At 73.4% G+C, this 24,060-nt stretch carries 18 protein-coding genes; 8 read left to right on the top strand and 10 right to left on the bottom strand.

The features are described from left to right. The first annotated feature begins 15 nt into the window (after positions 1–15). A complete protein-coding gene (locus H9641_RS19245; RefSeq protein ID WP_191806025.1) occupies positions 16–1,002 on the top strand; it encodes an aldo/keto reductase in 987 nt (328 codons plus the stop codon). A 94-nt stretch (positions 1,003–1,096) separates the two neighbouring features. Here the strand turns inward: H9641_RS19245 and H9641_RS19240 are convergent, their stop codons facing one another. Both H9641_RS19240 and xylA read right to left on the bottom strand, forming a co-directional pair. Next, positions 1,097–2,572, bottom strand: coding sequence for a xylulokinase (locus tag H9641_RS19240; protein WP_191806024.1), 1,476 nt, complete (start codon positions 2,570–2,572; stop codon positions 1,097–1,099). Positions 2,573–2,618: 46 nt separating this feature from the next. Beyond that, positions 2,619–3,800 carry a xylose isomerase gene (gene xylA, locus H9641_RS19235; RefSeq protein ID WP_318244696.1) on the bottom strand — a complete coding sequence of 394 codons (1,182 nt, stop codon included), beginning with the start codon at positions 3,798–3,800 and terminating at the stop codon, positions 2,619–2,621. A 97-nt stretch (positions 3,801–3,897) separates the two neighbouring features. On the opposite strand from xylA, the gene H9641_RS19230 reads away from it, so the two are divergent. Both H9641_RS19230 and H9641_RS19225 read left to right on the top strand, forming a co-directional pair. After that, a complete protein-coding gene (locus tag H9641_RS19230; protein WP_191806022.1) occupies positions 3,898–5,184 on the top strand; it encodes an ROK family protein in 1,287 nt (428 codons plus the stop codon). 156 nt (positions 5,185–5,340) lie between these two features. Then, positions 5,341–6,114, top strand: coding sequence for an ABC transporter ATP-binding protein (locus H9641_RS19225; protein ID WP_191806021.1), 774 nt, complete (start codon positions 5,341–5,343; stop codon positions 6,112–6,114). 99 nt (positions 6,115–6,213) lie between these two features. Here the strand turns inward: H9641_RS19225 and mgrA are convergent, their stop codons facing one another. Beyond that, positions 6,214–7,257 carry an L-glyceraldehyde 3-phosphate reductase gene (gene mgrA, locus H9641_RS19220; RefSeq protein WP_191806020.1) on the bottom strand — a complete coding sequence of 348 codons (1,044 nt, stop codon included), beginning with the start codon at positions 7,255–7,257 and terminating at the stop codon, positions 6,214–6,216. Between the two features lie 44 nt (positions 7,258–7,301). Further along, a complete protein-coding gene (locus H9641_RS19215; RefSeq protein ID WP_068623677.1) occupies positions 7,302–8,351 on the bottom strand; it encodes a LacI family DNA-binding transcriptional regulator in 1,050 nt (349 codons plus the stop codon). Positions 8,352–8,589: 238 nt separating this feature from the next. Between H9641_RS19215 and H9641_RS19210 the strand changes: the two genes are divergently transcribed. Then, positions 8,590–11,592: a discoidin domain-containing protein gene (locus H9641_RS19210; RefSeq protein WP_191806019.1), complete on the top strand. Its 3,003-nt coding sequence runs from the start codon at positions 8,590–8,592 to the stop codon at positions 11,590–11,592. A 131-nt stretch (positions 11,593–11,723) separates the two neighbouring features. Here the strand turns inward: H9641_RS19210 and H9641_RS19205 are convergent, their stop codons facing one another. Continuing rightward, the gene (locus H9641_RS19205; protein WP_318244695.1) at positions 11,724–12,794 is read right to left on the bottom strand and encodes a LacI family DNA-binding transcriptional regulator; all 1,071 of its coding nucleotides are present in this window, start codon (positions 12,792–12,794) and stop codon (positions 11,724–11,726) included. A 295-nt stretch (positions 12,795–13,089) separates the two neighbouring features. Between H9641_RS19205 and H9641_RS19200 the strand changes: the two genes are divergently transcribed. Further along, complete coding sequence (locus tag H9641_RS19200) at positions 13,090–13,878, top strand: discoidin domain-containing protein (protein WP_191806017.1); 789 nt, start codon at positions 13,090–13,092, stop codon at positions 13,876–13,878. A gap of 123 nt (positions 13,879–14,001) precedes the next feature. Further along, positions 14,002–15,432, top strand: a complete 1,431-nt coding sequence (locus tag H9641_RS19195; protein ID WP_191806016.1) for a DUF1996 domain-containing protein — start codon at positions 14,002–14,004, stop codon at positions 15,430–15,432. A 203-nt stretch (positions 15,433–15,635) separates the two neighbouring features. Here the strand turns inward: H9641_RS19195 and H9641_RS19190 are convergent, their stop codons facing one another. Then, positions 15,636–17,912 (bottom strand): LLM class flavin-dependent oxidoreductase, encoded by a 2,277-nt coding sequence (locus H9641_RS19190; protein ID WP_191806014.1) that lies wholly within the window; start codon positions 17,910–17,912, stop codon positions 15,636–15,638. Between the two features lie 116 nt (positions 17,913–18,028). On the opposite strand from H9641_RS19190, the gene H9641_RS19185 reads away from it, so the two are divergent. Then, a complete protein-coding gene (locus H9641_RS19185; protein ID WP_191806013.1) occupies positions 18,029–18,547 on the top strand; it encodes a MarR family winged helix-turn-helix transcriptional regulator in 519 nt (172 codons plus the stop codon). Positions 18,548–18,552: 5 nt separating this feature from the next. Here the strand turns inward: H9641_RS19185 and H9641_RS19180 are convergent, their stop codons facing one another. Both H9641_RS19180 and H9641_RS19175 read right to left on the bottom strand, forming a co-directional pair. Then, positions 18,553–19,203 carry a YrhK family protein gene (locus tag H9641_RS19180; protein ID WP_191806012.1) on the bottom strand — a complete coding sequence of 217 codons (651 nt, stop codon included), beginning with the start codon at positions 19,201–19,203 and terminating at the stop codon, positions 18,553–18,555. Positions 19,204–19,284: 81 nt separating this feature from the next. Next, positions 19,285–20,307: a 3-oxoacyl-[acyl-carrier-protein] synthase III C-terminal domain-containing protein gene (locus tag H9641_RS19175; protein ID WP_191806011.1), complete on the bottom strand. Its 1,023-nt coding sequence runs from the start codon at positions 20,305–20,307 to the stop codon at positions 19,285–19,287. Between the two features lie 252 nt (positions 20,308–20,559). On the opposite strand from H9641_RS19175, the gene bsh reads away from it, so the two are divergent. Next, positions 20,560–21,507 carry a choloylglycine hydrolase gene (bsh, locus tag H9641_RS19170; protein WP_191806010.1) on the top strand — a complete coding sequence of 316 codons (948 nt, stop codon included), beginning with the start codon at positions 20,560–20,562 and terminating at the stop codon, positions 21,505–21,507. 103 nt (positions 21,508–21,610) lie between these two features. Here the strand turns inward: bsh and H9641_RS19165 are convergent, their stop codons facing one another. Together H9641_RS19165 and H9641_RS19160 are read right to left on the bottom strand one after the other, a co-directional pair. Beyond that, positions 21,611–22,486, bottom strand: coding sequence for an alpha/beta fold hydrolase (locus H9641_RS19165; RefSeq protein ID WP_191806009.1), 876 nt, complete (start codon positions 22,484–22,486; stop codon positions 21,611–21,613). Between the two features lie 46 nt (positions 22,487–22,532). Then, positions 22,533–24,002, bottom strand: coding sequence for a carboxylesterase/lipase family protein (locus H9641_RS19160; RefSeq protein ID WP_191806008.1), 1,470 nt, complete (start codon positions 24,000–24,002; stop codon positions 22,533–22,535). Between the last annotated feature and the right edge of the window lie 58 nt (positions 24,003–24,060).

Genomic DNA, 24,060 nt, shown 5'->3' with positions numbered 1-24,060 from the left:
CCTCAGGAGGACCGCATGGAGAAGCGAACGCTGGGCCAGGGGCTCGAGGTGTCCGCGCTCGGGCTAGGTTGCATGGGCATGAGCCAGAGCTACGGACCCAACCCCGGTGATCGGGACGAGATGATCGCGGTGCTGCGTGGCGCCGTCGAGCGGGGCGTGACGTTCTTCGACACGGCCGAGGTGTACGGCCCGTACGTCAACGAGGAGCTCGTGGGCGAGGCCCTCGAGCCGCTGCGCGACCAGGTGGTCCTCGCGACCAAGTTCGGCTTCGACATCCGCGACGGGCGGTCCGTCGGGGTGGACAGCCGCCCCGAGCAGATCCGCCGCGTCGCCGACGCGTCGCTCGCGCGCCTGCGCACCGACCGGATCGACCTGTTCTACCAGCACCGCGTGGACCCCGCGGTGCCCGTCGAGGACGTCGCGGGCACGGTCGCCGAGCTCGTGGCCGAGGGCAAGGTGGCGCACTTCGGGCTCTCGGAGGCCGGCGCCGGCACCATCCGCCGCGCCCACGCGGTGCACCCCGTGACCGCGCTGCAGAGCGAGTACTCGCTGTGGACCCGGGAGATCGAGGCCGAGATCCTGCCGACGCTCGACGAGCTCGGCATCTCGCTCGTGCCGTTCAGCCCGCTCGGCAAGGGCTTCCTCACGGGCACCGTGGACACCTCGACCGAGTTCACCCCGGGGGACGTCCGCACCCTCATCCCGCGCTTCAGCGAGGAGAACCGCGCCGCGAACCAGGCGCTGGTCGACCTCGTCAGGGAGGTCGCCGCAGCCCACCGAGCGACCCCGGCCCAGGTCGCGCTGGCGTGGCTGCTGGCCCAGCGGCCGGACATCGTCCCCATCCCGGGAACGCGTCGGCTGTCGCGCATCGAGGAGAACCTGGGCGCGGTCACGCTCGACCTTCCCGCGGCCGACCTCACGGCGCTGGGCGAGGCCGCCGAGCGTCTGGGCGTCGCCGGGGCGCGCTACAACGAGGCGATGCAGGCGATGACCGGGCTCTAGTCGGCGCCGACCGGCTCGCAGACGCTGAGCGCGGAGCTCTTGTGCGACACGCCAGGCGTGTCGCACAAGAACTCCGCACTCAGCGGCAACCTTCTCAGGTCAGGTCGCGCACCGCCGCGTACCGCGCACGGATCCCGGGCTCGGGGGCCGCGTCGTAGCCGCTGCTCGACGACGTCTCCCACCTCGGGGCCTCTGCCGCACCCGACAGCACCCAGGCTGCCTGGCGAGCGGCGCCGTCGGCCACGTACTCGCCCGGCTCGGGGACCGCGACGGGCAGGCCGAAGACCTGCGGCGCGATGCGCCGGACCGCCTCGGACTGCGCGCCGCCGCCGATCAGCAGCAGCCGCTCGACCCGGACCCCCTGCTCGCGCAGGGCGTCGAGACCGTCGGCCAGGCCGCACAGCATGCCTTCGACCGACGCCCGCGCAAGGTGCTCGGGCGTCATGGTGGACAACCGCATGCCGTGCAGCGTGCCGCTCGCGTCAGGACGGTTGGGCGTGCGCTCGCCCTCGAGGAACGGGACGAGCACGAGCCCGTCCGCCCCCGCGGGCGCCTGGAGCGCGAGCCGGGACAGGCCCGCGTGGTCCACGCCCAGCACCCGCGCGGTCGCGTCGAGGACGCGGCTCGCGTTGAGGGTCACCCCGAGCAGCAGGAAGTTGCCCGTGGCGTCGGCGAAGCCGTTGACGAGCCCGCTCGCGTCGGCCGTGGCCGACGTGGCGATCGCCGAGACGACTCCCGAGGTCCCGATCGAGACCGCGACGTCGCCCGCGCCCATGCCGAGCCCCAGGGCCGCGGCCGCGTTGTCCCCGGCACCGGGGCCGATCAGGGCCCCACCGGTCACCGCGGCACCGGCCACGGCGGCCGAGGCCACCCCGCCGTCCTCGCCCGGGCCGAGGACCCGGGGCAGCACGACGTCCGAGCGCCCGAGCGCGAGCTCGAGCAGGTCGGTGCGGTACGCACCGCGCCCGCCCTCGGCCGAGGCGTCGAAGTACCCCGTGCCCGAGGCGTCGGAACGGTCGGTCACGAGCGCGCCGAGGTCGGGCTCGAGGCCCTCGCTCCGCGGGCCGTAGCCGGCGATCCGCCACGTCAGCCAGTCGTGCGGGAGCGCGACGGCCGCGACGCGCGCCGCGTTCTCGGGCTCCGCGTCGCGCAGCCAGCGCAGCTTGGTGACCGTGAGCGACGCGACGGGCACCGAGCCGACGGCCTCGGCCCACGCCTTGGCACCGGCACCGGGGTCCCCGTCACCGAGCTCGCGGATCAGGTCGACCGCGGCACCGGCCGAACGGGTGTCGTTCCACAGGAGCGCGGGACGGATCACCTCGCCGTCGGCGTCGAGGACGACCATGCCGTGCTGCTGCCCGCCCACGGCCAGGGCCGCGACGTCGTCGAGCCCGCCCGCGACCTGGACCGCGCCGCGGAACGCCGTCCACCAGGCGTCGGGCGAGACCTCGGTGCCGTCGGGGTGCGACGCCGAGCCGGAGCGCACGAGCGCCCCGGTCACGGCGTCACGGACGACGACCTTGCAGGACTGCGTCGACGAGTCGACCCCCGCGACGAGACCGCCGGTCATGCCGCACCCCCGCGCGTGGCCGCGGCCGGCACGATTGCGCCCCTCATCAGCCGATCAGGTGCTTGAGCGCGAGCTGGTTGAGGCGCACGAAGCCGAAGTCGCGCTCGGCGGCGGCCTCGACGTCGAACTCCTCGTAGGCCGAGCGGTCCGCGAGCAGGTCGGCGACGGACTCGCCCGCGCCCAGCGTGGTCTCACCGAGCTCGAACACGCCCGAGTGCTTGAACGCGGCCTGGACCTCGGGGTCGGCCCGGTACTCGGCGGACTTGCGCGCGAGCATCGAGTAGGTCTCCATGTTGGCCTTGGCGGAGTCCCAGACGCCGACCTCGTTCTCGGTGCGCGAGGGCTTGTAGTCGAAGTGGCGGGGGCCCTCGTAGCGGGGCCCGCCGTTCGGGAAGCCGTTCTCGACGAGGTCGACCGTGAAGAACGCGGAGAGCAGGTCGCCGTGGCCGAACACGAGGTCCTGGTCGAACTTGATGGACCGCTGGCCGTTGAGGTCGATGTGGAAGAGCTTGCCGGCCCACAGCGCCTGCGCGAGGCCGTGCGTGTAGTTCAGGCCCGCCATCTGCTCGTGGCCCGTCTCCGGGTTGAGGCCCACGATGTCGCCGTGCTCGAGCTTCGCGATGAGCGCGAGCGCGTGCCCGATGGTCGGGAGGAAGATGTCGCCGCGGGGCTCGTTGGGCTTGGGCTCGAGCGCGATCTTGATGTCGTAGCCCTGGTCCTTGATGTACGCGGCCGTGAGGTCGAGACCCTCGGCGTAGCGCTCGTGCGCGGAGTGGAGGTCCTTGGCGCCGTCGTACTCGGTGCCCTCGCGGCCGCCCCACATGACGAACGTCTTGGCGCCGAGCGACGCCGTGAGGTCGACGTTGCGCAGCACCTTGCGCAGCGCGTAGCGGCGCACGCCGCGGTCGTTCGAGGTCAGGCCGCCGTCCTTGAAGACCGGGTGGCTGAACAGGTTCGTCGTGACCATCTCGATGGTCAGGCCGGTCTCGTCGGCGGCCTTCTTGACCTCGCCGAGGAGCTGCTCGCGGGTCGCGTCGTCGGAGCCGAAGGGCACCACGTCGTCGTCGTGGAACGTGAAGCCCCACGCGCCGAGGTCCGCGAGCTTGCGGACGGACTCGGCCGGGTCGAGGTGGGGGCGGCTGGCTCCGCCGAACTGGTCCTGACCGGTCCACCCCACGGTCCACAGGCCGAAGGAAAAGTTGATGTTCTGGTCGATCGCGTCAGCCACGACAGTCTCCTCGTCGAGATGGGCCGGCTCCTCGGTCGAGCAGGCCGCCATTTGTTGTATGGATGAACTTATGTGGTCCTGTCGGTAAGGTCAAGACGTGAACCGCGACGAGTCCTCGACCAGCGTCAGGACGCCCACCCGGGGGCGCTCCACGGCCGCCCGCCAGCACACCCTGCGCGAGTACAACCTCGCCCTGGTCTCGCAGGCGATCTTCGACGCCACGACCCCCCGCTCGCGCGCGGACATCGCCGGGACCACGGGCCTGACCCGCGCCACCGTGTCGGTGCTGGTCGACCAGCTCATCGAGGCGCGGCTCGTGCGCGAGCTCCCGCCCGCGACACCGTTGCGCGCGGGCCGCCCCGCCGTCCCGCTCACGCCCGCCGAGCGGACCGTGGTCGGCCTGGGGCTCGAGGTCAACGTCGACTACCTGGGCGGCACGGTCCTCGACCTCACCGGACAGGTCGTCGCGCAGGAGGTCGTCCCGGGCGACCTGCACGGCAGCGACCCCGCCGAGGTCCTCGGACGCCTGGGCGCGCTGGCCCGCCGTCTCGTCGAGGAGGTCGAGTCCCAGGACATGCAGGTCGCGGGCGCTCGGCTCGCCCTGCCCGGCCTGGTCGACGCGCGTGCGGGCCGCCTCCAGGTCGCACCCAACCTCGGCTGGTCCTCGTTCCTGCCCGTCCCGCTGCTCGGCCTGCCCGAGCGCCTCCCGGTCGAGATCGCCAACGAGGCCAACCTCGCGGGGCTCGCGCAGCTCGTGGCCCCGGTCCCGCCGGGCGAGGGCGAGCCCCGCGTGCCGCTCCCCGGGCCCGACGGCGTCGCTCCCCCCGTGCCCTCGTCGTTCCTGTACGTCTCGGGCGAGGTGGGCATCGGCTCCGCGATCGTGATCGACCGCGAGCTCTTCCTGGGCAACCGGGGCTGGAGCGGCGAGATCGGGCACGTCGTGGTCGACCCGCACGGGCCCCGGTGCCTGTGCGGGGCCACGGGCTGCCTCGAGCAGTACGCGGGCAAGGACGCGATGCTGCGCGCGGCCGGCATCCCCCTCGATGCCCCTGTCGAGAGGTTCCTCGACGCGCTCGAGGAGGGCACGCCGTCGGCCCTCGACGCCGCCTCGTCGGCCGGGACCGCGCTGGGGCGCGCGCTCGCGAACTTCGTGAACCTCATCGACATCGAGACCGTGCTGCTCGGCGGGATCTACACCGACCTGCTGCCCCACCTGCGCGAGGCCCTGACGACCGAGCTCACGACACGCGTCCTCGCGTCGCCGTGGACCGAGCTCGACCTGCGGCCCGCGCTCGTGGCCGGGCACGCGGCCATGATCGGCGGCGCGCGCACGGTGCTGCGGGACGTGGTCGCGGCGCCCTCGGCGTGGACGACGAGCGACTGACGTCCGCCCCACGACGGCCCCGCGACGACCTCGGTGCGGCGCCGGTGTGACCTGCGCCGCACCGCCGACCGGGAGAACGCGGGTACCGTCGTTCGTTGGACCAACGGGGACACCCACGCCCCCGCACCGGTTGACCCACCCTCGGAAGGACCGCGCATGACGACGACCCACACCCTCCAGGCGCGCGACCTCTGGGCCGGGCACGGCGGCGCCGACGTCCTGCGCGGCGTCTCGATCGAGCTCTCGGCGGGCCTGGCCCCCGTGGGGATCGTGGGACCGTCGGGCGTCGGGAAGTCGACCTTCATCAGCGCGCTGCTCGGCGAGATCAAGCCGTCGAGCGGGACCGTGACGTGGGGCGGGCGCACCGTGACCCGCCTCGGCCGACGCGACAAGAAGACGTTCAAGGCCGCCGTGCGGCGCGTGTCGCAGGACGGCCTGCCCGGGATCGACCCCGCGAGCAGCGTGACGCACGTGCTCAAGTCCGGGCTGACCGACGCCCGCAAGGGCGGGCGTCCCTCGGGCCAGTCGATCGAGGACCTGCTCGACCTCGTCGCGCTCGAGCACCGCTACGCCGACCGTCCCCTGCGCACGTTGTCCGGTGGCGAGCGCCAGCGTGTGGCCCTGGCCCGGGCCCTCGCGACGCGTCCCGACATCCTGCTGCTCGACGAGCCCCTCACCGCGCTCGACCCGACCATGCGCGGCGAGATCGCCGGTCGCGTCAAGGACGCCGCAGCCCAGCTCGGGACGGGCGTGCTCCTGGTGTCCCACGACCTCGAGCTGGTCCACCGCATGACGGCGTCCGCGCACCTGCTGGTCGACGGCGAGTTCGTCGAGTCCGGCCCGCTCCAGCAGGTGCTCGCCGAGAGCGAGCACCCCGTGGTCCGTGAGCTGGCCGAGGCGGCACCGCTCGCGGTCCAGCGCTGGAGCTGAGCACAGCGACCCGGCCCGGCTCCCACGGGAGCCGGACCCCCGGCCGGTCGGACGGCTCGACGCCGCCCGACCGGCCGTCAGGCCGGCGGGCCGGCGGGCTCAGCGCGTCGTGCCGTCGACCGCGAACGGCTCGATCGCCGCGATCTCCTCGGCCGTGAGAGCGGGCGCGTCGAGCGCCGCGACGTTGTTCTCGAGCTGCGCGACGCTGCTCGCACCCACGAGCGCCGAGGTGATGCGCTCGTCGCGCAGGACCCAGCTCAGCGCGAGCTGCGCGAGCGACTGGCCGCGTCCGGCAGCGATCTCGTTCAGCGCACGGGCACGCTCGAGGTACGTCTCGGAGATCGCGGTGGGCTTGAGGAAGTGCCCGACGGCGGCGCGCGAGTCCGCGGGCACCTCGCCCGAGAGGTAGCGGTCCGTCAGCAGACCCTGCTGGAGCGGCGAGAAGACGATCGTGCCGACGCCGAGGTCCTCGACGACGTCCAGCAGGTTCTCGCCGTCGTCGTGCCCCGCCTCGGGCAGCTCGACGTGCCGGTTGAACATCGAGTAGCTGGGCTGGTGGATGAGCAGCGGCGTGCCGAGGTCCGCGAGGATCTGCGCGGCCTCGCGCGTCTGCGACGGCGAGTAGTTGGAGACGCCGACGTACAGCGCACGCCCGCTCACCACGGCCGTGTGGAGCGCGCCCATGGTCTCGGCGAGCGGGACCGTGGGGTCGAACCGGTGCGAGTAGAAGATGTCGACGTAGTCGAGACCCATGCGGGCGAGCGACTGGTCGAGCGAGGACAGCAGGTACTTGCGCGAGCCGCCGTCACCGTAGGGGCCGGGCCACATGTCGTAGCCGGCCTTGCTCGAGATCACGAGCTCGTCGCGGTAGGGGCGCAGGTCGCGCGCGAGGTGGCGCCCGAAGTTCTCCTCGGCCGAGCCGTAGGGCGGGCCGTAGTTGTTCGCGAGGTCGAAGTGCGTGATCCCCAGGTCGAACGCGCGGCGCAGGATCGCGCGCTGGTTGTCGAACGGGTTGACGTCACCGAAGTTGTGCCAGAGGCCCAGCGACAGTGCGGGGAGGGCGAGGCCGCTGCGACCGGAGCGCCGGTACGTCATGGACTCGTAGCGGTCGTCGGCAGCGAGGTAGCGGGGTGCAAGAGGCATGCTGCCATTCTGCACCCCGGGTCAGGTCGGGGTCTCGGGCTTTCTCAGGCCGAGTCGCGCACCACGAGGGTCGGGTCGAACACGACCGAGCGCACCTGCCGGTCGCCCTCGGCGATCTGCCCGATGAGGAGCCGGGCCATCTCGGCCGCCATCTCCTCGACGGGCTGGCGCACGCTCGTCAGCGCCGGGCGGCACAGGGGCGCGATCGAGCTGTCGTCGAACCCGACCACGGCGACGTCCTCGGGGACGCGCAGGCCGCGGGCCTGGATCGCGTGCACGGCGCCCTGCGCCATGTAGTCGTTCGCCGCGAACACGCCGTCGAGCCCGGGGACCGTGTCGAGGAGACGTTCCATCGCGGCCTCGCCGCCCTCGAGCGTGAACTCGCCCGAGACCTCGGGGACGTAGGCGCGCCCGTGCCGGGAGACCTCGTCACGGAAGCCCGCGAGGCGTTCCTCGGCCGCGTAGAGGCCCGAGGGGCCCGAGATGACCGCGAGCTCGTCGCAGCCGCGCTCGATGAGGTGCTTGGCCGCGAGCCGCGCGCCGTCGCGGTTGGCGACGTCGACGAAGCTGATGGGCAGCGCGGGCTCGGGCCGCGCGAACAGGACCGCGCGCTGGCCGGCCTCGACGAGCATGCCGGGCAGCGGGTCGTCGGCCTGGGCGGCCACGAGGAGCGCGCCGTCGGCGTTGCCCTGGCGCAGGTAGGTCATGACCTGGGCGCGCGCGTCGTCGGTCTCGGCGAGCATGAGCACGGGGTGCAGGTCGTGGGGGCGCAGGGCGCGCACGAACGCCGCGACGATCCGGCCGAAGAACGGGTCCGCGAAGACCTGCCCGGTCATCTGGTTGCCCTCGATCTCCGGGTCGACGCCCGAGATCACGACCGCGACCGTGCCCGTCCTGCCCGTGACGAGCGAACGGGCCGCGCGGTTGGGCACGTAGCCCGTCTCGACGATCGCCTTCTCGACGACCGCCTTGAGGTCGGGCGCGACCTGGCGCTTCTGGTTGATCACCCGGGACACCGTGGCGCGCGAGACTCCCGCCACCCGGGCGACGTCCTCGAGCGTCGGGGGCGTCGAGACTCGGCCGTCCTCACGCATGGGGCGAGGCTAGCAGCGCGGAGCGCGCTCCTGGGACAGCCACGGGCCCGACGGCGGAGCGCCGCCCCGCGCGTCGGGTCGCGTCCAGCGGCCGCGAAGGACGCGGGAGAGCGCTCTCTTGACGCCGGACCCCCTCACCTGAATACTGGCCGACATCGTGAGAGAGCGCTCTCTCACGACGTGCGTCCTGCTCGGCGTAGAGCCTGGACGCGGTCGACGACGACCTAGGAGAGAACCGATGCCCTTCTCGCCCCTTCCCACCGTGCCGCCCGCGGCACCCGTCCCGCAGCGCCGGAGACGCCCGTCCCGCCGAGGAGCCGGAGCGGCCCTCGCCCTGGCGGTCGCCGCGGCAGGCCTCGCGGTCCCGCTCGTCCCCGCGGCAGCGGCCGACGGCCCCACCCTCCTGTCCCAGGGGAAGCCCGCGACGGCGTCCTCGACGCAGTCGCCCGACGGCTACCAGGCGGGCGAGGCGTTCGACGGCGACGGCGGCAGCCGCTGGTCGAGCCTGGCGACCGACCCGCAGTGGATCCAGGTCGACCTGGGTCAGCGGGCCACGATCGACCGGGTCGAGCTCGACTGGGAGGGCGCCTACGGCAAGGGGTACCGGATCCAGACCTCCGACGACGGCACGACCTGGAACACCCTGAGCACCGTGACGAACGGCGACGGCGGGGCGGACGTGCTCGACGTCGACGGCGCCGGCCGCTACGTCCGCCTCCTCGGCGACGTCCGCGGCACGGGGTACGGCTACTCGCTGTGGGAGTTCCGCGTGTTCGGCGAGCCCGCAGGCGGACCGGTCGACCCCGTGGACCCGGTGGACCCGGTGGACCCCACCAACCCCACGGCCTGCCTGACCGACGTGACCGCAGGCGCGACCGCGACGGCCTCGTCGCAGCAGGGCGACTCGACCCCGGCCAAGGCCGTCGACCAGAACACCAGCACCCGTTGGGGCTCGGTGCTCGACACGACCACGTGGACGGGCCAGGACGACGAGTGGCTGCAGGTGGACCTGGGCGAGGCCGACGAGGTCTGCGGCGTGAGCATCCTCTGGGAGGGCGCGTACGGCAAGGACTACGACATCGAGCTCTCGACCGACGGCTCCACGTGGACCACTGCTGCCCAGGCGCGCAACCAGGACGGCGGGACCGACGTCGTCACGTTCGACACGACCTCGGCGCGCTACGTGCGCTGGCAGGGCGTCGCGCGGGGCACCACGTTCGGGTACTCGATGTACGAGTTCCGCGTCCTGACCCCCGGCGCCTCGATCGACCCGACGACCGACCTGTTCGGCCCGAACGTCTTCGTGTTCGACCCCTCGATGCCGGACTCGGCGATCCAGCACCAGATCGACACCGTGTTCGCCCAGCAGGAGCAGGACCAGTTCGGCCCCGGCCGGTACCAGTTCCTCTTCACGCCCGGTGAGTACGAGGTCGACGCGCGCATCGGCTTCTACACCTCGCTCTCGGGTGTCGGTCAGGACCCGACCGACGTGACCGTGAAGGGCGGCGACTGGGTCGACGCGCAGTGGTTCGGCGGCAACGCGACCCAGAACTTCTGGCGCTCGGCCGAGAACCTGTCGATCACGCCCGACGACGGCATGGCCCGCTGGGCCACGTCCCAGGCGGCACCGTTCCGCCGCATCCAGGTCAACGGCGGCCTCCAGCTCGACTCGTCGGCCTACGGCTGGTCGTCGGGCGGCTACATCGCCGACACGAACGTGACCGGCGTGGTCGAGTCCTGGACGCAGCAGCAGTGGTACGCCCGCGACAGCTCGGTCGGCGAGTGGAAGGGCGGCGTCTGGAACATGGTCTACTCGGGCGTCGAGGGCACGCTGCCCACGGCCGCGACGTGGCCCAAGCCCCCGGTGACCCGGCTCGACACCACGGGCACCGTCCGCGAGAAGCCCTACCTCTACCTCGACGGCGACGAGTGGGCCGTGTTCGTCCCCGAGCTGCGCGAGGGCACGACGGGCACCACCTGGAAGAACGGCCACACGGCCGGCACGTCGATCCCGCTCGACGACTTCTTCGTGGCCAAGGAGGGCGACACCGCGGCCGAGATCAACGCGGCCCTGGCCGCGGGCAAGAACCTGCTCATGACCCCGGGCGTCTACCGCGTCGACCAGACGATCCAGGTCGACAGGCCCGGAACGGTCGTCCTGGGCCTGGGCTACGCGACGATCATCCCCGAGCACGGGGGCGTCGGCATGCACGTGGCCGACGAGGACGGCATCACGGTCGCGGGCATCCTGTTCGACGCCGCGGTCACCGAGTCCCCGGCGCTGTTCGTCGTCGGCGACGAGGGCGTCCACACCGACCACTCGGACGACCCGATCGTCCTGCACGACGTGTTCATGCGCGTGGGCGGTGCTGTCGCGGGCAAGGTCGACGCGGCCATGATCATCAACGCCGACGACACCATCGTCGACCACGTGTGGTCGTGGCGCGGTGACCACGGCGAGGGCATCGGCTGGGACCTCAACACGTCCGACTACGGGTTCGTGGTCAACGGGGACGACGTCTCTGCCTACGGTCTGTTCGTCGAGCACTACCAGAAGTACAACACCCTGTGGAACGGCGAGCGGGGCAAGACCGTGTTCTACCAGAACGAGCTGCCGTACGACGTCCCGGACCAGGCAGCCTGGCAGAACGGTGACACCCGCGGGTGGGCGGCCTACAAGGTCGCGGACGGTGTGAAGAACCACGAGGCCTGGGGCCTGGGTTCCTACTCGAACTTCACGTCCGACACCGAGGAGACCGAGATCGTCGTCGACGGCGGCTTCGAGGTCCCCCAGGTGGCCGGCGTCAAGATGCACAACATGCTCGTCGTCTCCCTCGGCGGCGAGGGCATCTTCGAGGCCGTCATCAACGGGGTCGGCCCGCGCGCCGACGGACCGGACACCATCCCGAGCTACGTCGCCTTCTACGGCGGCGTCGACGTGACGCCCGCGCCGGCGCTCGACGTGCAGGCCACGGCCGTCACGCGCTGCGTGGCCGGCAAGGTCCAGCTCGCGGTCACGGCGACCAACAAGGAGGGCGCGCCGGTCGACGTCGCGCTCGCCACGCCGTACGGCACCAAGACGTTCTCCCAGGTGGCGGGGGGCAGGCTCGCAGCACAGAGCTTCAACGCCCGGGCGGCCTCGGTCTCGGCCGGCAGCACCTCGGTGACCGCGACGGGCACCGTCGACGGGACGGCCGTCACGACGGTCGTGCCCGCGACGTTCGACGGGAGGACCTGCTGACCTCCTGACCGGGTGACCAGCCGGCCTGCCCGGGTCCGCGACACGACGTCGCGGCCCGGGCGGGCCGCCGGGCGGGACCCCAGGCCCCGCCCCGCCCCCCGCGCCCCCCCCCCGGGCCGCCGGTCTGAACCTCAGGCCGAGCCGCGCACCACGAGCGCGGGCTCGAACAGCACCGAGCGCACCGCGAGCGTCGGGTCCTCGATGCGCTCGAGCAGGAGCCGGACCATCTCGCCCGCCATCTCCTCGACCGGTTGGCGCACGGTCGTCAGGGCAGGCCGGGCCCGCTGTGCGAGGGCGGTGTCGTCGAACCCGATGACCGCGACGTCCTCGGGCACGCGTCGTCCGGCCTCGTGCAGCACGTCGATCGCCCCCTGGGCCATGAGGTCGTTCCCCGCGAAGACCGCGTCGACCCCGGGCACCTGCTCGAGCAGCGCCCGCATCGCGGCGTCGCCGCTCTCGATCGTGAAGTTCCCCTCGACCGACGGCACGTAGGCATGGCCCCGCCGCGCGAGGGCGTCCCGGAAACCGGCGAGCCGGTCGTTCGCCGCGAGCACCCCCAGCGGTCCCGAGATCGCGGCCGGCGCCGTCCTGCCGTCGGCCACGAAGTGCTCCGCGGCGAGCGCTCCCCCGTCCCGGTTGGCCAGGTCGACGAAGCTGATCGGGAGCGGCGCCGACGGGCGCGCGAACAGCACCGCGGGGCGCCCGACCTCGACCAGGAGCGCGGGCAGCGGGTCGTCGGCGCGGGTCGAGACGTGCAGGACGCCGTCGGCGTTGCCCTGGCGGACGTAGGAGACGACCTGCGCCCGGGCCGCGTCGTCCTCGGCGAGCATGAGGACCGGGTGCACGTCGTGCGGGCGCAGGGCCCGGACGATCCCCGCGACGATCCGCCCGAAGAACGGGTCGTCGAACACGTGGCCCGCGTAGCGGCTACCGCCCGAGCCGGGGTCGGTCACGGGGTCCGTCTCGGGATCCGTGCCGGAGATCACGAGCGCGACGCTCCCGGTGCGTCGCGTGACGAGCGTGCGGGCCGCCCGGTGCGGGGAGTAGCCCGTCGCGGCGACCGCGCTCTGCACGAGCTCCTGGAGAGCGGGCGCGACCTTGCGCTTGCCGTTGATGACGCGCGACGCGGTCGCGCGCGAGACACCGGCGACGCGCGCGACGTCGTCGAGCGTCGGGCCGGCGGAGGGACGAGGTGCTGTCACAGGGGTGACGCTAGCATTCTCGGGATAGCGCTTTCCCGCCGAGGTGCAGCGCGCCAACGCGACGAACCGGCAGCATTCCACCGTTCGTCCGTCCTGGTCGCCGCCCGTTCTGCCTTCTCGAAGTTCACCCCGCTGCACACTTTCGGGAACCGTTCCCTTGACAGCCCTCCTGAACGTCGGAATACTCCGAATTCGGATGAGAGCGCTCTCCCGGATGGATCCAGCTCGACGAAGAACTGATTCCCGGAGCCTGCCGACGACGGCCAGGACTCCTGTCTCCCCCGAGAGGTAGAACATGAGACCCCCGCACACCCCTGCCAGACCGCGGCGCAGCAGGCGGCGCAGCCTGACCGCGCTCGCCCTGTCGCTGCTCGTCGCGTCCGCGACCCTGGTACCCGTCGGAGCCGCCGAGGCGGCCCCGACCCTGCTGTCCCAGGGCAAGCCGGCCACGGCGTCGTCGGTCGAGAACCCCGGCGACCCGATCAACTACGTCGCCTTCTTCAACAGCAAGTACATCGACGGGGCCGGCGGGCTCGCCTGGACCGCGCTCACGCAGACCGCTCCCGGGAAGTTCACGGTCACCGCGCCCGAGCGCCTCGGCGTGTGGAAGGTCTACGTGTTCGCCGAGGACGGCCAGGGCAACGTGGGCGTCGAGACCAGGTCGCTGCGCGTGGTCCCGCCTGCGGTCCAGGGCACCAACCTCGCGCTGGGCAAGCCCGCCACCGCGTCGAGCTTCGACCCGTGGAACGGGGACTACTCGGCCGCCCGCGCGGTCGACGGCGACCTGGGCACGCGCTGGGCGAGCCAGTGGGGCCCGACGGCCTGGTTCCAGGTCGACCTGGGCTCGGTCCGGTCCTTCGACCACCTCCAGCTCGTGTGGGAGGCGGCCTACGGGAAGTCGTACGAGGTCCAGACCTCGGACGACGGCTCGACGTGGTCGACCGTCAAGACCGTCACGGGCGGCAACGGCGGCGTCGACGACATCGACGTCGCGGGGTCCGGGCGCTACGTGCGCCTGAACCTCACGGAGCGCGGCACCGAGTGGGGCTACTCGCTCTTCGAGCTCGGCGTCTACGCGCGCTGACGAGACCCCGGGTGGGAGCGGCGCCCCCGCGCCCCCCCCGTCCCCCGCCCGGGGGCCCCCCCCCGGGGGGGGGCGCGGCGCGCTCCGGCGCGACCTCCCGACGACGACGTCACAGGAGGAAGCATGCACCGCACCACTCAAACGTCCCGCCGCGCGCCCGGGGACTCCCCGCAGCGCCACGGCCGGCCCCGTGCCCGACGACGGACCCGCGCCCTGGTCGGTTCGCTCTCGGTCGCGGCACTGGTCACCTCGTCCGCGATCGCGCTCGGCGCGGCCGGTGCGGCGAGCGCCGCACCGGGCACCCTGCTCTCGCAGGGAGCGCTGACCGAGGCATCGAGCTCGGAGTCCGGCGGGCTCGGCCCGCGGTTCGCGGTCGACGGCGACCGGTCCACCCGGTGGGCGAGCTCACCGGGCGACGACCAGTGGTTCCGCGTGGACCTGGGCGACTCGTTCGCGCTCGACACGGTCGTCCTCGACTGGGAGGCCGCGTACGGCAGGGCGTTCACGATCCAGGTGTCGGACGACGCCACGACGTGGACCACCGCGGCGACCGTCACGGCCGGCACGGGCGGGCTCCAGACGCTCGACGTCGACGCGACGGGTCGCTACGTCCAGCTCGTCGGGACCCAGCGCGCCACGGGCTACGGCTACTCGCTGTACGAGCTCCAGGTCTTCGGGGACGGCACGCCCGTCGAGGTGCCCGAGACCCCTGTGTTCGACGACGAGGTCACGCACCACGAGTTCCAGGCGAACTGCTCGTTCTCGCACTTCGAGAAGGACGACCCGATCGTGTTCCCGGGCCAGCCGGGCGCCTCGCACCTGCACACGTTCGTCGGCAACCGGTCGACCGACGCCTTCTCGACGCCCGAGTCGCTCTTCGCGAGCACGGACTCGACGTGCACCGTGCCGCAGGACCACTCGGCCTACTGGTTCCCCGCGCTCTACCGCGGGGACACCCCGATCGCCCCGGACATACCGATGACGATCTACTACAAGTCCGGGATCGACGACTACACCCAGGTCGTGCCGTTCCCCGCGGGCCTGGAGTTCGTGGCGGGCGACATGATGGCGACCGTCGACTCGTTCCGCACGGCCCCTGGAGCGGTCGAGGGCTGGGAGTGCGGCGAGATCTCCAAGAGCTGGTCGATCCCCGACCACTGCGACCCCGGCAGCCAGCTCAACCTGCGCTACCAGTCGCCGAGCTGCTGGGACGGCAAGCACCTGACGCCGGGCGCCGCCTCGCACATGGGGCACGGCACGCACATGGCCTACCCCGTCGCGGGGCAGTGCCCCATGACCCACCCCGTCGCGGTGCCCATGCTCGAGTTCAAGATCGCCTGGCCCGTGAGCGGTGACATGTCGGACGTGCGGCTGGCCAGCGGTTCGGACCAGTCGTGGCACTACGACTTCGTCAACGCCTGGGAGCCGAAGGTCCTCGCGGCGCTCGTCGAGCAGTGCATCAACGGTGGCCTGCAGTGCAACCCGCGCGGCTACGACCTCTACAAGCCGCACCGCGGGACGGTCCTCGACGAGGACTTCAACCTGGTCGGCTGACGCGGCCCCGGCCCCCGCGCCCGCCCAGCAGGTCGGGGCGGGGCCGAGGACATCGGCCGACGACGAAGGGCCCCGAGCCGTCAGGGGGCGGCTCGGGGCCCTTCGCCGTCGGGACCGGTCGGGCAGGACCGGTCAGGCAGGACCGGTCCGTCGGGCGACCGGCCCGTCGGGCACCGACCGACGGGGCGGCTCGGACCGTCCGGTCAGGCGCCGGCCGGCGGGATCGGGAAGTTGGCCGAGAACAGGTTGGTCGGGTCGACCTCGCGCTTGACCTGGCGCAGGCGCGTCAGCGTGGGCTCGGGGAACGCCTCGAGCAGCCGCTCGGGGCGCGAGTCGGTCTCGAACGACAGGTAGAGCCCGTCGGTGTGCGGGTGCACCAGGTCGTCCCACACGCCGTCGATCCCCGCCGGGCCTCCCCGCGACCCGAACGCTGCGACCGAGAAGTTCTGGGTGCGGTGGGCGTAGGCCGTCGCGTCGGCGGCGACGTCGTTGACCGCACCGCCGACCGCGCGGAGCTGGAGGAGCTGCGCCGCGCCGCTCCCGAGGAAGCGGGCGAGGTCGCGGGCCGTGGCCTGGTCGACGTGCTCGACGAGGCCCGAGCGCGAGCCCGGCTCCCCGCCCCCCGAGTGCTGGGCGTCGGCCCGGCGCACGATCCCCGAGTAGGGGGTCAGCACCGCCTGGTGGTCGAGCAGCGGCGCCGAGTCGGCGAGGCTCTCGAGCGCGCGGATCGCGGCGTCGGTGTCGTCGTCGGCCCACACGGTCATGAGCTGGGCCATGGGCCCGCGTCCGCCCCGGCCCGCGCTCATGTGCAGGAAGCTCGTGAGCTCGCGCGGCGCGGCCTCGACGGTCGCGGCCCAGCGCTCGAGCAGCCCCGCGGTGTCCGAGGCGTCGAGCACCATGATCGAGTAGACGAGGTCCGTCACGGGAGCGGCCTCGACGTCGACCCAGGTCACGACCCCCATGTTGCCGCCCGCTCCGCGCAGCGCCCAGAAGAGCTCGGGCTCCTCCCGGGCGTCCACGACACGCACCCGTCCGTCGGCCGTGACGACCTCGGCCGCGACGACGTTGTCGATCGTCAGACCGTGCTTGCGGCCCATGAGACCGATCCCGCCCGTCGTGGCCAGCCCACCGACGCCCACACCTCCGGAGTCGCCCGAGCTGATCGCGAGCCCGTGGGGCGAGAGGACCTCGGCGACCTGCCCCCAGGTCCCACCGGCCCCCAGCCGCACGCGGCGCGAGCCGTCCTCGGGCACGACGACCTGGTCCAGGGCGCCGACGTCGAGCAGCACCCCTCCGTCGTTGGTCGAGCGCCCGCTGATGCCGTGGCCGGCCGACCGCACCGCGAGCGGCACGTCCTGCTCCCGGGCCCAGACCACGGCCTCGGCGACCTCGTCCGCGGTGCGCGGGCGGAGCACGATGCCGGGCGCCCCCGAGCGCATGTAGGTGTGCCGCACCGCGTCGTACGCACGGTCCCCCGGCTCGACCGCGCGCTCGCCCAGGGTCGCGGGGAGCGAGCCGTAGTCGATGCCCGCTCGGCGGGCCGCGAGGGCCGAGGCCCCGCGACGGTGAGCGGCGGGCGCCGTCCCGGCGGACCGCCGCTCGGCCGCGACGAGCTCGCGCAGCGCGGGGGCGACCTCCTCGCCGAAGACCTGGATCTCACGCGGGTCGTCGGTCGCGAGGACGAACCCCGAGACGCCGTCCTCGAGCGCGAGCGCACCGAGCTCCTCGACCCACTGCGCGGGCGGTCCCTGGAGGTAGCCGAGCCGGCTCGTGGAGAACGTGCCGTTGACGTTGAGCATGCGGCGCACCGCGCTCGGGTCACGGCCCGCGGCGAGCGCGGCCTCGTCGATCACGACGTTGCCCTTGGCCAGGTCACCGGGCTGGAGGTAGGACAGCGAGGGCAGCCAGCCGTCACCCTTGCGGCCGATGAGCCGCTGCATGCGGGGCTTGACCGCCCCGATCCACAGCGGGACGTCGTGCGCCGGGGCGGGTCCGCGCTTGGCGCCGTCGACCTGGTGGTGGGTGCCGTGCACGCGCAGGGGCGTCCGGTCGCTCGTGTCCCAGATGCCTCGGATGATGTCGATGGCCTCCTCGAGCGCGGTGACGGCCTCGCCCGGCGCGAGGCGAGGCGTGCCCATGGCCTCGATCGCGTCCCAGAACGCGCCGGCGCCCAGCCCCATGGCGAACCGGCCGCCCGAGAGCAGGTCGAGGCTCGCCCCGGCACGGGCCAGCACGGCGGGCGGGCGCAGCGGGAGGTTGAGGACGTTCCCCGCGACCTGCACCCGCTCGGTCGACGCCGCGACCCACGTCAGGAGGGTCCAGGCGTCGAGGAACGCCGGCTGGTAGGGGTGGTCCTGGAAGGTCACGAGGTCCAGGCCCGCGGTCTCGGCGAGCTGCGCGAGGCGCACGGGCGCCTGCGGGTCGCGGTTCTGCGGGGTGTGGAAGGTGCCGAGGATCAGGTCGTGGCCGTAGTCCGTCATGCGTGCGCGCTCCGTGTGCCGCGGGGAGCGGCGGTCGTGTCGAGATCGTCTGAATTGCAGACGATATCATCAGCAACTCATCTTCCGCCTAGATCATTCCGTTGTATCCTGAGGTCGTGACCCTCGCCACGCCTGACACCTCCCGCTCCCCCAGCCCCCTCGGCTGGTCTCTCACCGCGCTCCTGCGCGAGTGGAGCGAGCGCGTCGACGCGCTCGCCGAGGACCTGCCCGACGGGACGCGCGGCTACCAGGTGCTCTCCGCCGTCGTGCACGACACCCCGCCCAGCCAGGCCGCGCTCGCGGCGCGGCTCGGGATCGACCGGACCGTCATGACCTACCTGATCGACAAGTACGTCGGCTGCGACCTCGTCGAGCGCCAGGCGGACCCCACGGACCGCCGGACCCGGCGCATCGTCGCGACCGCCAAGGGGCGCGCCGTCCTCGCCGACCTCGACGCACGCGTCGCCGCGGCCGAGGAGGACCTGCTCGCGGGGCTCGACCCCGCGGACCGCGCAACCCTGCGGCGCCTCCTGGAGCGCGCCGCCGACCGCGCGGCGCACGACGAGGACCGGTGCGCCGCCGTTGCGCAGGGCATGGACGCCGTGAGCGCTCCGCGCGAGCGCACCGCGCGATAACCGGCTCACGACGCGGCGGGCGCCGGCTCCTCGCCGATCGTGCGCCGCGACAGCAGCGCAGCGACCAGGAAGCACACCGCCCCCAGCAGCGTGCCGAGGTTGGCCCAGAACGCGCTCACGAGCGAGTCCGTCTGCGGCACCACGTGCGCCCCCACGGCCGACGCGCCGAACGCGACCGAACCCACCAGGTTGAGCCACGTGCCGTGCCACGTGCGCGCGTCCGCGTCCCACAGGTGACCGCGGTCCCGGGTCGCGACGACCGCGAACGCGCTCGACACGAGGAACGCGACCGACCCGTAGGCGTCGGGCCGCCAGCCCGCGCCCAGGCGCCTGGGGTCGGCGATCGCCGCACCCAGCGCGGCCGCGGTGCTGATGTTGAAGAGGAGGGTCCCGGCGAGCTGGACGGCCGCGGCCCACCAGTCCCAGAGGTCGGCCGGGAGGGTCCCCCTGCGGGGCACGCGGCGTCCGCTCAGGCTCAGCTGGATCGCCGCGGCGAGCGTGAAGAAGACCGAGCCGACGCAGAACGTCACGCCCACCCAGACGGGTCCCACGGCCTGGGCGTAGAACGGCACCGCGCCGACCAGGAAGCACGCCGACCCGACGACGAACCCCCACGCCTCGCGGCGCAGGCGGCGGACGCGCACGTCACGAGCCATGCGCCCAGCGTGGCACGCTGCCGCCAGGCCGTCTCGGCGGGCAGCGGGCAGCCCGCGGTCCACCGGTCGATGGCGGGCGGATCAGCGCGAGGGCGTCTCCACGACCTGCCCGGCCCACGCGAAGCCGCCGCCGAAGCCGATGAGCAGCGCGGGTACGCCCGCGGGGATCTTGCCCGAGTGCCACCACTTCGACAGGCCCAGCGGGATGCTCGCGGCCGAGGTGTTGCCCGACTCGGTGATGTCCGTGACGACGACCTTGTCCTCGAGGCCCAGCGCCTTGGCGAGCGGCTCGATGATCCGCAGGTTCGCCTGGTGCGCGACGAGCACCTCGATGTCGTCGAGCGTCAGGCCCGACTTCTCGACTGCGGCGCGCGCCCTGTCCGCCGCACGCGTGATGGCCCAGCGGAAGACCGCGCGCCCGTCCTGCACGAACTTCTCGTCCGGGGTCTCGATGAGCACGGCCGGGGTCAGCTCGGGCTCCGAGCCCCACGCGACCGGCCCGATCCCCGGGGTGTCCGTGCCCTGCACCACGAACGCCCCCGCACCGTCGGCCGTGAGGATGCACGTCACGCGGTCGGTCCAGTCGGTGAAGTCGGTCAGCTTCTCGGCGCCGATCACGAGCGCCGTGGTCGCGGCTCCGGTGCGGATCGCCTGGTCCGCGAGGCCCAGGGCGTGCGCGAAGCCCGAGCACGCGACGTTGACGTCCAGGATCACGGGCCCGACGACGCCGCGCAGGTCGGGTGCGTCCTCCTCCTCGGGCGTGGACTGGCCGGGCATGACGCCCGTGCGCAGGTTGTACGCCACGCGGCCCGCGGTGTTGGGCGAGCGGTCGCGCGCCGTGGCCGTCGCGACGATGACCATGTCGACCGCGCTCGCCGCGACGCCGGCGTCCTCGAGCGCGTGGCGCGCCGCCGCGGTCGCCATGTCGGCCACGGTCTCGTCCTCGGCCGCGACGTGACGCGTCACGATCCCGGTGCGGGAACGGATCCACTCGTCGTTGGTCTCGACCAGCTGAGCGATGTCGTCGTTGGTGAGCGTCCGCTCGGGCTGGTGGTGGCCGATCCCGACGATGCGCGAGCCGGCGGCTCCGGTGAGGGTGAGCATGGGTCGATCATTCCCCCGGGTGGGCGGATCGTCCAAGTCGCCGGTCCGAGCACCGGACCTCCTCCGGACCCGGACGACCTCGTCGGACGGGGCGCGAGGGGACGTGGCCCCGGCCGTGGAGCGCTCGATGCTCGCGGTCTCGTCGAGCACGACCGTCGATCAGAGACGACCATGGAAGGACGGGGGCACGACGCGGTGGCGTGGCGAACCGCATCTGCCTCACCTTGCATCGACGACGACAGGGGCATCGCTATGTGCACGGGCATCAGGTTCTCGGACGGCCAGGACAGCGTCTACCTCGCACGCAACCTCGACTGGACGAGCGGCTACGGGCAGCAGGTGGTGCTGACGCCCACGGGCTACGCTCCGAGGTCGCCGTTCGGCGCGGTGCGCAGCATCGAGCACGCGACCATCGGCATGGGCATCGTGGACGAGGACACCCCGCTCTACTTCGACGCCGGCAACGACGCGGGTCTGGCCGTCGCCGGGCTCAACTTCCCGGGGTACGCGGCCTACGCCCCCGGTCCCGTCGACGGCGCCGTCAACGTCGCCGCGTACGAGTTCCCGCTGTGGGTGTGCGCGCAGTTCGCGAGCGTCGACGAGGTCGAGGCGGCACTCAAGGACGTGGTGATCGTCGACAAGCCGATCAACGACAAGTACCCGAGCTCGCTGCTCCACTGGATCATCGCCGACGCGGAGCGCGCCATCGTGGTGGAGCACACGAGCGAGGGCATGCAGGTCTTCGACGACGACGTCGACGTCCTGACGAACCAGCCCGGGTTCGCGTGGCACCACGAGAACCTGCGCAACTACCTCAACACCTCGCCCGAGTTCCCGCCGGAGACCGAGCTGGGCAGGGCCCACCTCACCCCGTTCGGCTCGGGCTCGCACATGCGGGGGATCCCCGGGGACTACTACTCGCCCTCCCGGTTCGTCCGCGCCGCCTACGTCAACGCCCACTACCCGACCAAGAGCAGCGAGGAGGAGAACGTCAGCCGGGCGTTCCACACGCTGCAGCAGGTCGCGATGGTCGACGGGTGCGCCGCGATGGGGTCGGGAGAGTTCGAGATCACGATCTACACCGGGCTCTTCTCCTCCCGGACCACGACCTACTACTGGAACACCTACGAGGACCCGGCGGTCCGCAGCGTCGCGCTGGCCGACCACCCGACCGACGGCGACAAGCTCGTCCTCGCGTAGGCGTCCGCCGGCTGCGCCGGCGCGGGACCGGGCCCCGGAGGGTGTGCGGGGCCCGGTCGCTGCGGGCGAGCGCCGCGCGACCGAGGCCCTGCTCACCCCCTGCTCATCGAGCCTCGACCTCGGCCAGCAGCCCGTCGACCAGGCCCAGGAACGTCGCCAGGTCGTCACGCCGCACGCAGTGCCCCGCCCCGGCGACCCGCTCGACCCGGCCCCTGCCCGCAAGGACCTGCAGGGCTCGGCGCGCGCCGTCCTCGGGCACGAGCGAGTAGCTCGACACCTCCCCGGCCGCGACCACGACCGGCACCCGCCCGTCGAACGCGACGGGCCAGTCGCGCGCGGTCCACTCGTGCGGGACCTCCAGCAGGCGCGGCGAGACCGCCCGCTGGGCGCGGGCCCACGGCTCCGACTCCTCGGGCGACCACTGCGGGAAGCGCGCGCGGAAGTCCGCCGCGAGCTCCGCCGTCGGGCGCCCGCGGGCCGCCTCGATGCCGGGCGCGAGGAAGAGCGGCCGCCCGCCCTCGTCGTGCTGGGCGTCGAGCACGCCCCACGCCGGGTCCTCCAGGACCAGGCCCAGGACCAGGTCGGGGTGGCGCAGCGCGAGCTCCTGCGCCGTCAGGCCGCCCATCGAGTGCCCGACGACGACCGCCGGGCGCCCGAGCACGTCCCGGACCGCGCGGGCCGCGTCGTCCGCGAGCGCCGCGAGCGTGAAGGACTCGTCGGGCAGGTCGGAACCACCGTGGCCACGGGCGTCGAGCGCCAGGACGTCGCGCGAGCGGACGAGGTGGCGGACCGTGCCGGGCCAGCACTCGCCCGAGTCGGTCACGCCGTGCAGGAGCAGGACGGGAGGGCGCTGCGGACCGTCAGGTGCCGCGGTCCGGTACAGCCTCCAGGCGTTGGGGCCGGTCCGGCCGGTGAGCGGGTCGGGCGTTCCCGACGGTCCGACGGACGGGGCGGCTGTGTCGAGGTGGCTGCTGTGCACGGGTAGATCTTCACCCCGAGCGGCTGCTCGGGGAAAGCACGCCCGTTCACCGCGCGTCGAGCGCCGCCCGCTCGTCGTCGCGCGGTGCGAGGACCACGGGGTCTCCCTCGCCGTCGAAGACCCGCACGGGTCGCGTCTCGTCCCAGCGTTGCCAGCCCGGGTCGCCCGAGGTCGCGAACGCCACCCAGGCGCCGTGCATCGCGGTCGCGAGCGACTGGGGTGCCTCGGGGCCCGCGAGTGCGGTCGAGTCGGGCGTCGCGAGCCCGTCGAACACGAACCCGAGCTCGACGGCGTGCGCGGCGCCGAGGTCCTGCACCGGGCTGCGCCACGCGAACTCGTAGACGAACGTCTCGGCGTCCGCGGACCGGCGCGAGTCGGCGACCTGCTGGAGCGGGACGCGCAGCAGGACGTCGGTCGCGAGCGCGCCCAGGAGCTCCCCCGCGGACGCCCCGGGGCGGTTGCGCCGGAACAGGCGGACGGCCCGCGCGGAGATCCCGACCTTGCGCCGTGCCACGGCCAGGTGCCACCACCTGAACCTGCTCAGCAGCCCCGTGGGGACGAACCAGAGGCGGTACTCCTCGGTCGTGGCCCCGATCAGCAGCGGGATCGTGCTCCCGGCTCCCGCAGTGAGCGCCTCGTGAGGCTCGCGGGGCACCAGGTCGTCGTCGAGCACGAGCGCGAACCCCGGCCCGCCCGTGAGCGGCGTGGATCCCGCGGTCACGCGGTCCTGCGAGCCGACCAGTGCCTCGGGCAGGACGGTCGCGAAGCCCGCGCGTGTCATCGGGACACCCAGGTCCTTGCCCATGGCGCGCGTGATGCGCCCCGCCCGGGCGGCCGGCTGGGCGGACAGGGGGCCGCTCTGGACGATCGCCCGGGCGACCAGGTCCGGCGCCGAGGGGTGCGCGAGGATCGCCGAGACCGTGTTCCCACCGGCGGACTGGCCCGCGAGCGTCACCCGGCGCGGGTCGCCACCGAACGCCGCGACCTCGTCCTGGACCCAGCGCAGCGCGGCGAGCTGGTCGGCCAGGCCGAGGTTGCGCGGAGCGCCGTCGAGCACCGAGAAGCCCTCGGCCCCGAGCCGGTAGTTGACGCCGACGAACACGACGCCGTCCTGGGCGAACCGCGTGCCGTCGTAGCCCGCGAGCGCGTTGGACCCGTGCGCGAGCGAGCCGCCGTGCACCCACACCACGACGGGGAGCAGGTCGGTGCCCCGGTCGGCCGGGGTGAAGACGTTGAGGTGGAGCACGCCGTCCCCCGCGACCGTCACGGTCGGCAGCAGGGCAGCGAGCGCCCCGGGGTAGGGCGACTGCGGCGCGGTGGCCCCGTAACGCGTCGCGTCCCGCACCCCGGCCCAGGGCTCGACGGGACGAGGGGGCGCGAAGCGGCGCGCACCGAACGGCGGGGCCGCGTACGGGACGCCGAGGAACCGCTCGGCGCCGTGGGCGACGGTCCCCTCGACCGCGCCCTGGCTCGTCACGACCTGCACCCGACCGACGGTCTCGCTCTGCGCGCTCATCGGTCCATCGTCTCCCCGGGAACCTCCGAGCCGGAGCGGGGGGGCGGGGGGGGGGGGG

Source organism: Oerskovia merdavium, from assembly GCF_014836755.1.
GTDB classification, from domain to species: Bacteria; Actinomycetota; Actinomycetes; order Actinomycetales; family Cellulomonadaceae; genus Oerskovia; species Oerskovia merdavium.
This window is presented reverse-complemented; position numbering and strand designations above follow the sequence as displayed.

Excerpts from the sequence above, each read along its gene's own strand:
- mgrA (WP_191806020.1), bottom strand. The coding sequence starts at position 7,257 with ATGCCTCTTGCACCCCGCTACCTCGCTGCCGACGACCGCTACGAGTCC.
- H9641_RS19215 (WP_068623677.1), bottom strand. The coding sequence starts at position 8,351 with ATGCGTGAGGACGGCCGAGTCTCGACGCCCCCGACGCTCGAGGACGTC.
- H9641_RS19210 (WP_191806019.1), top strand. The coding sequence starts at position 8,590 with ATGCCCTTCTCGCCCCTTCCCACCGTGCCGCCCGCGGCACCCGTCCCG.
- H9641_RS19160 (WP_191806008.1), bottom strand. The coding sequence starts at position 24,002 with ATGAGCGCGCAGAGCGAGACCGTCGGTCGGGTGCAGGTCGTGACGAGC.
- H9641_RS19240 (WP_191806024.1), bottom strand. The coding sequence starts at position 2,572 with ATGACCGGCGGTCTCGTCGCGGGGGTCGACTCGTCGACGCAGTCCTGC.
- H9641_RS19225 (WP_191806021.1), top strand. The coding sequence starts at position 5,341 with ATGACGACGACCCACACCCTCCAGGCGCGCGACCTCTGGGCCGGGCAC.
- H9641_RS19195 (WP_191806016.1), top strand. The coding sequence starts at position 14,002 with ATGCACCGCACCACTCAAACGTCCCGCCGCGCGCCCGGGGACTCCCCG.
- H9641_RS19245 (WP_191806025.1), top strand. The coding sequence starts at position 16 with ATGGAGAAGCGAACGCTGGGCCAGGGGCTCGAGGTGTCCGCGCTCGGG.
- bsh (WP_191806010.1), top strand. The coding sequence starts at position 20,560 with ATGTGCACGGGCATCAGGTTCTCGGACGGCCAGGACAGCGTCTACCTC.
- H9641_RS19190 (WP_191806014.1), bottom strand. The coding sequence starts at position 17,912 with ATGACGGACTACGGCCACGACCTGATCCTCGGCACCTTCCACACCCCG.
- H9641_RS19180 (WP_191806012.1), bottom strand. The coding sequence starts at position 19,203 with ATGGCTCGTGACGTGCGCGTCCGCCGCCTGCGCCGCGAGGCGTGGGGG.
- H9641_RS19175 (WP_191806011.1), bottom strand. The coding sequence starts at position 20,307 with ATGCTCACCCTCACCGGAGCCGCCGGCTCGCGCATCGTCGGGATCGGC.
- H9641_RS19200 (WP_191806017.1), top strand. The coding sequence starts at position 13,090 with ATGAGACCCCCGCACACCCCTGCCAGACCGCGGCGCAGCAGGCGGCGC.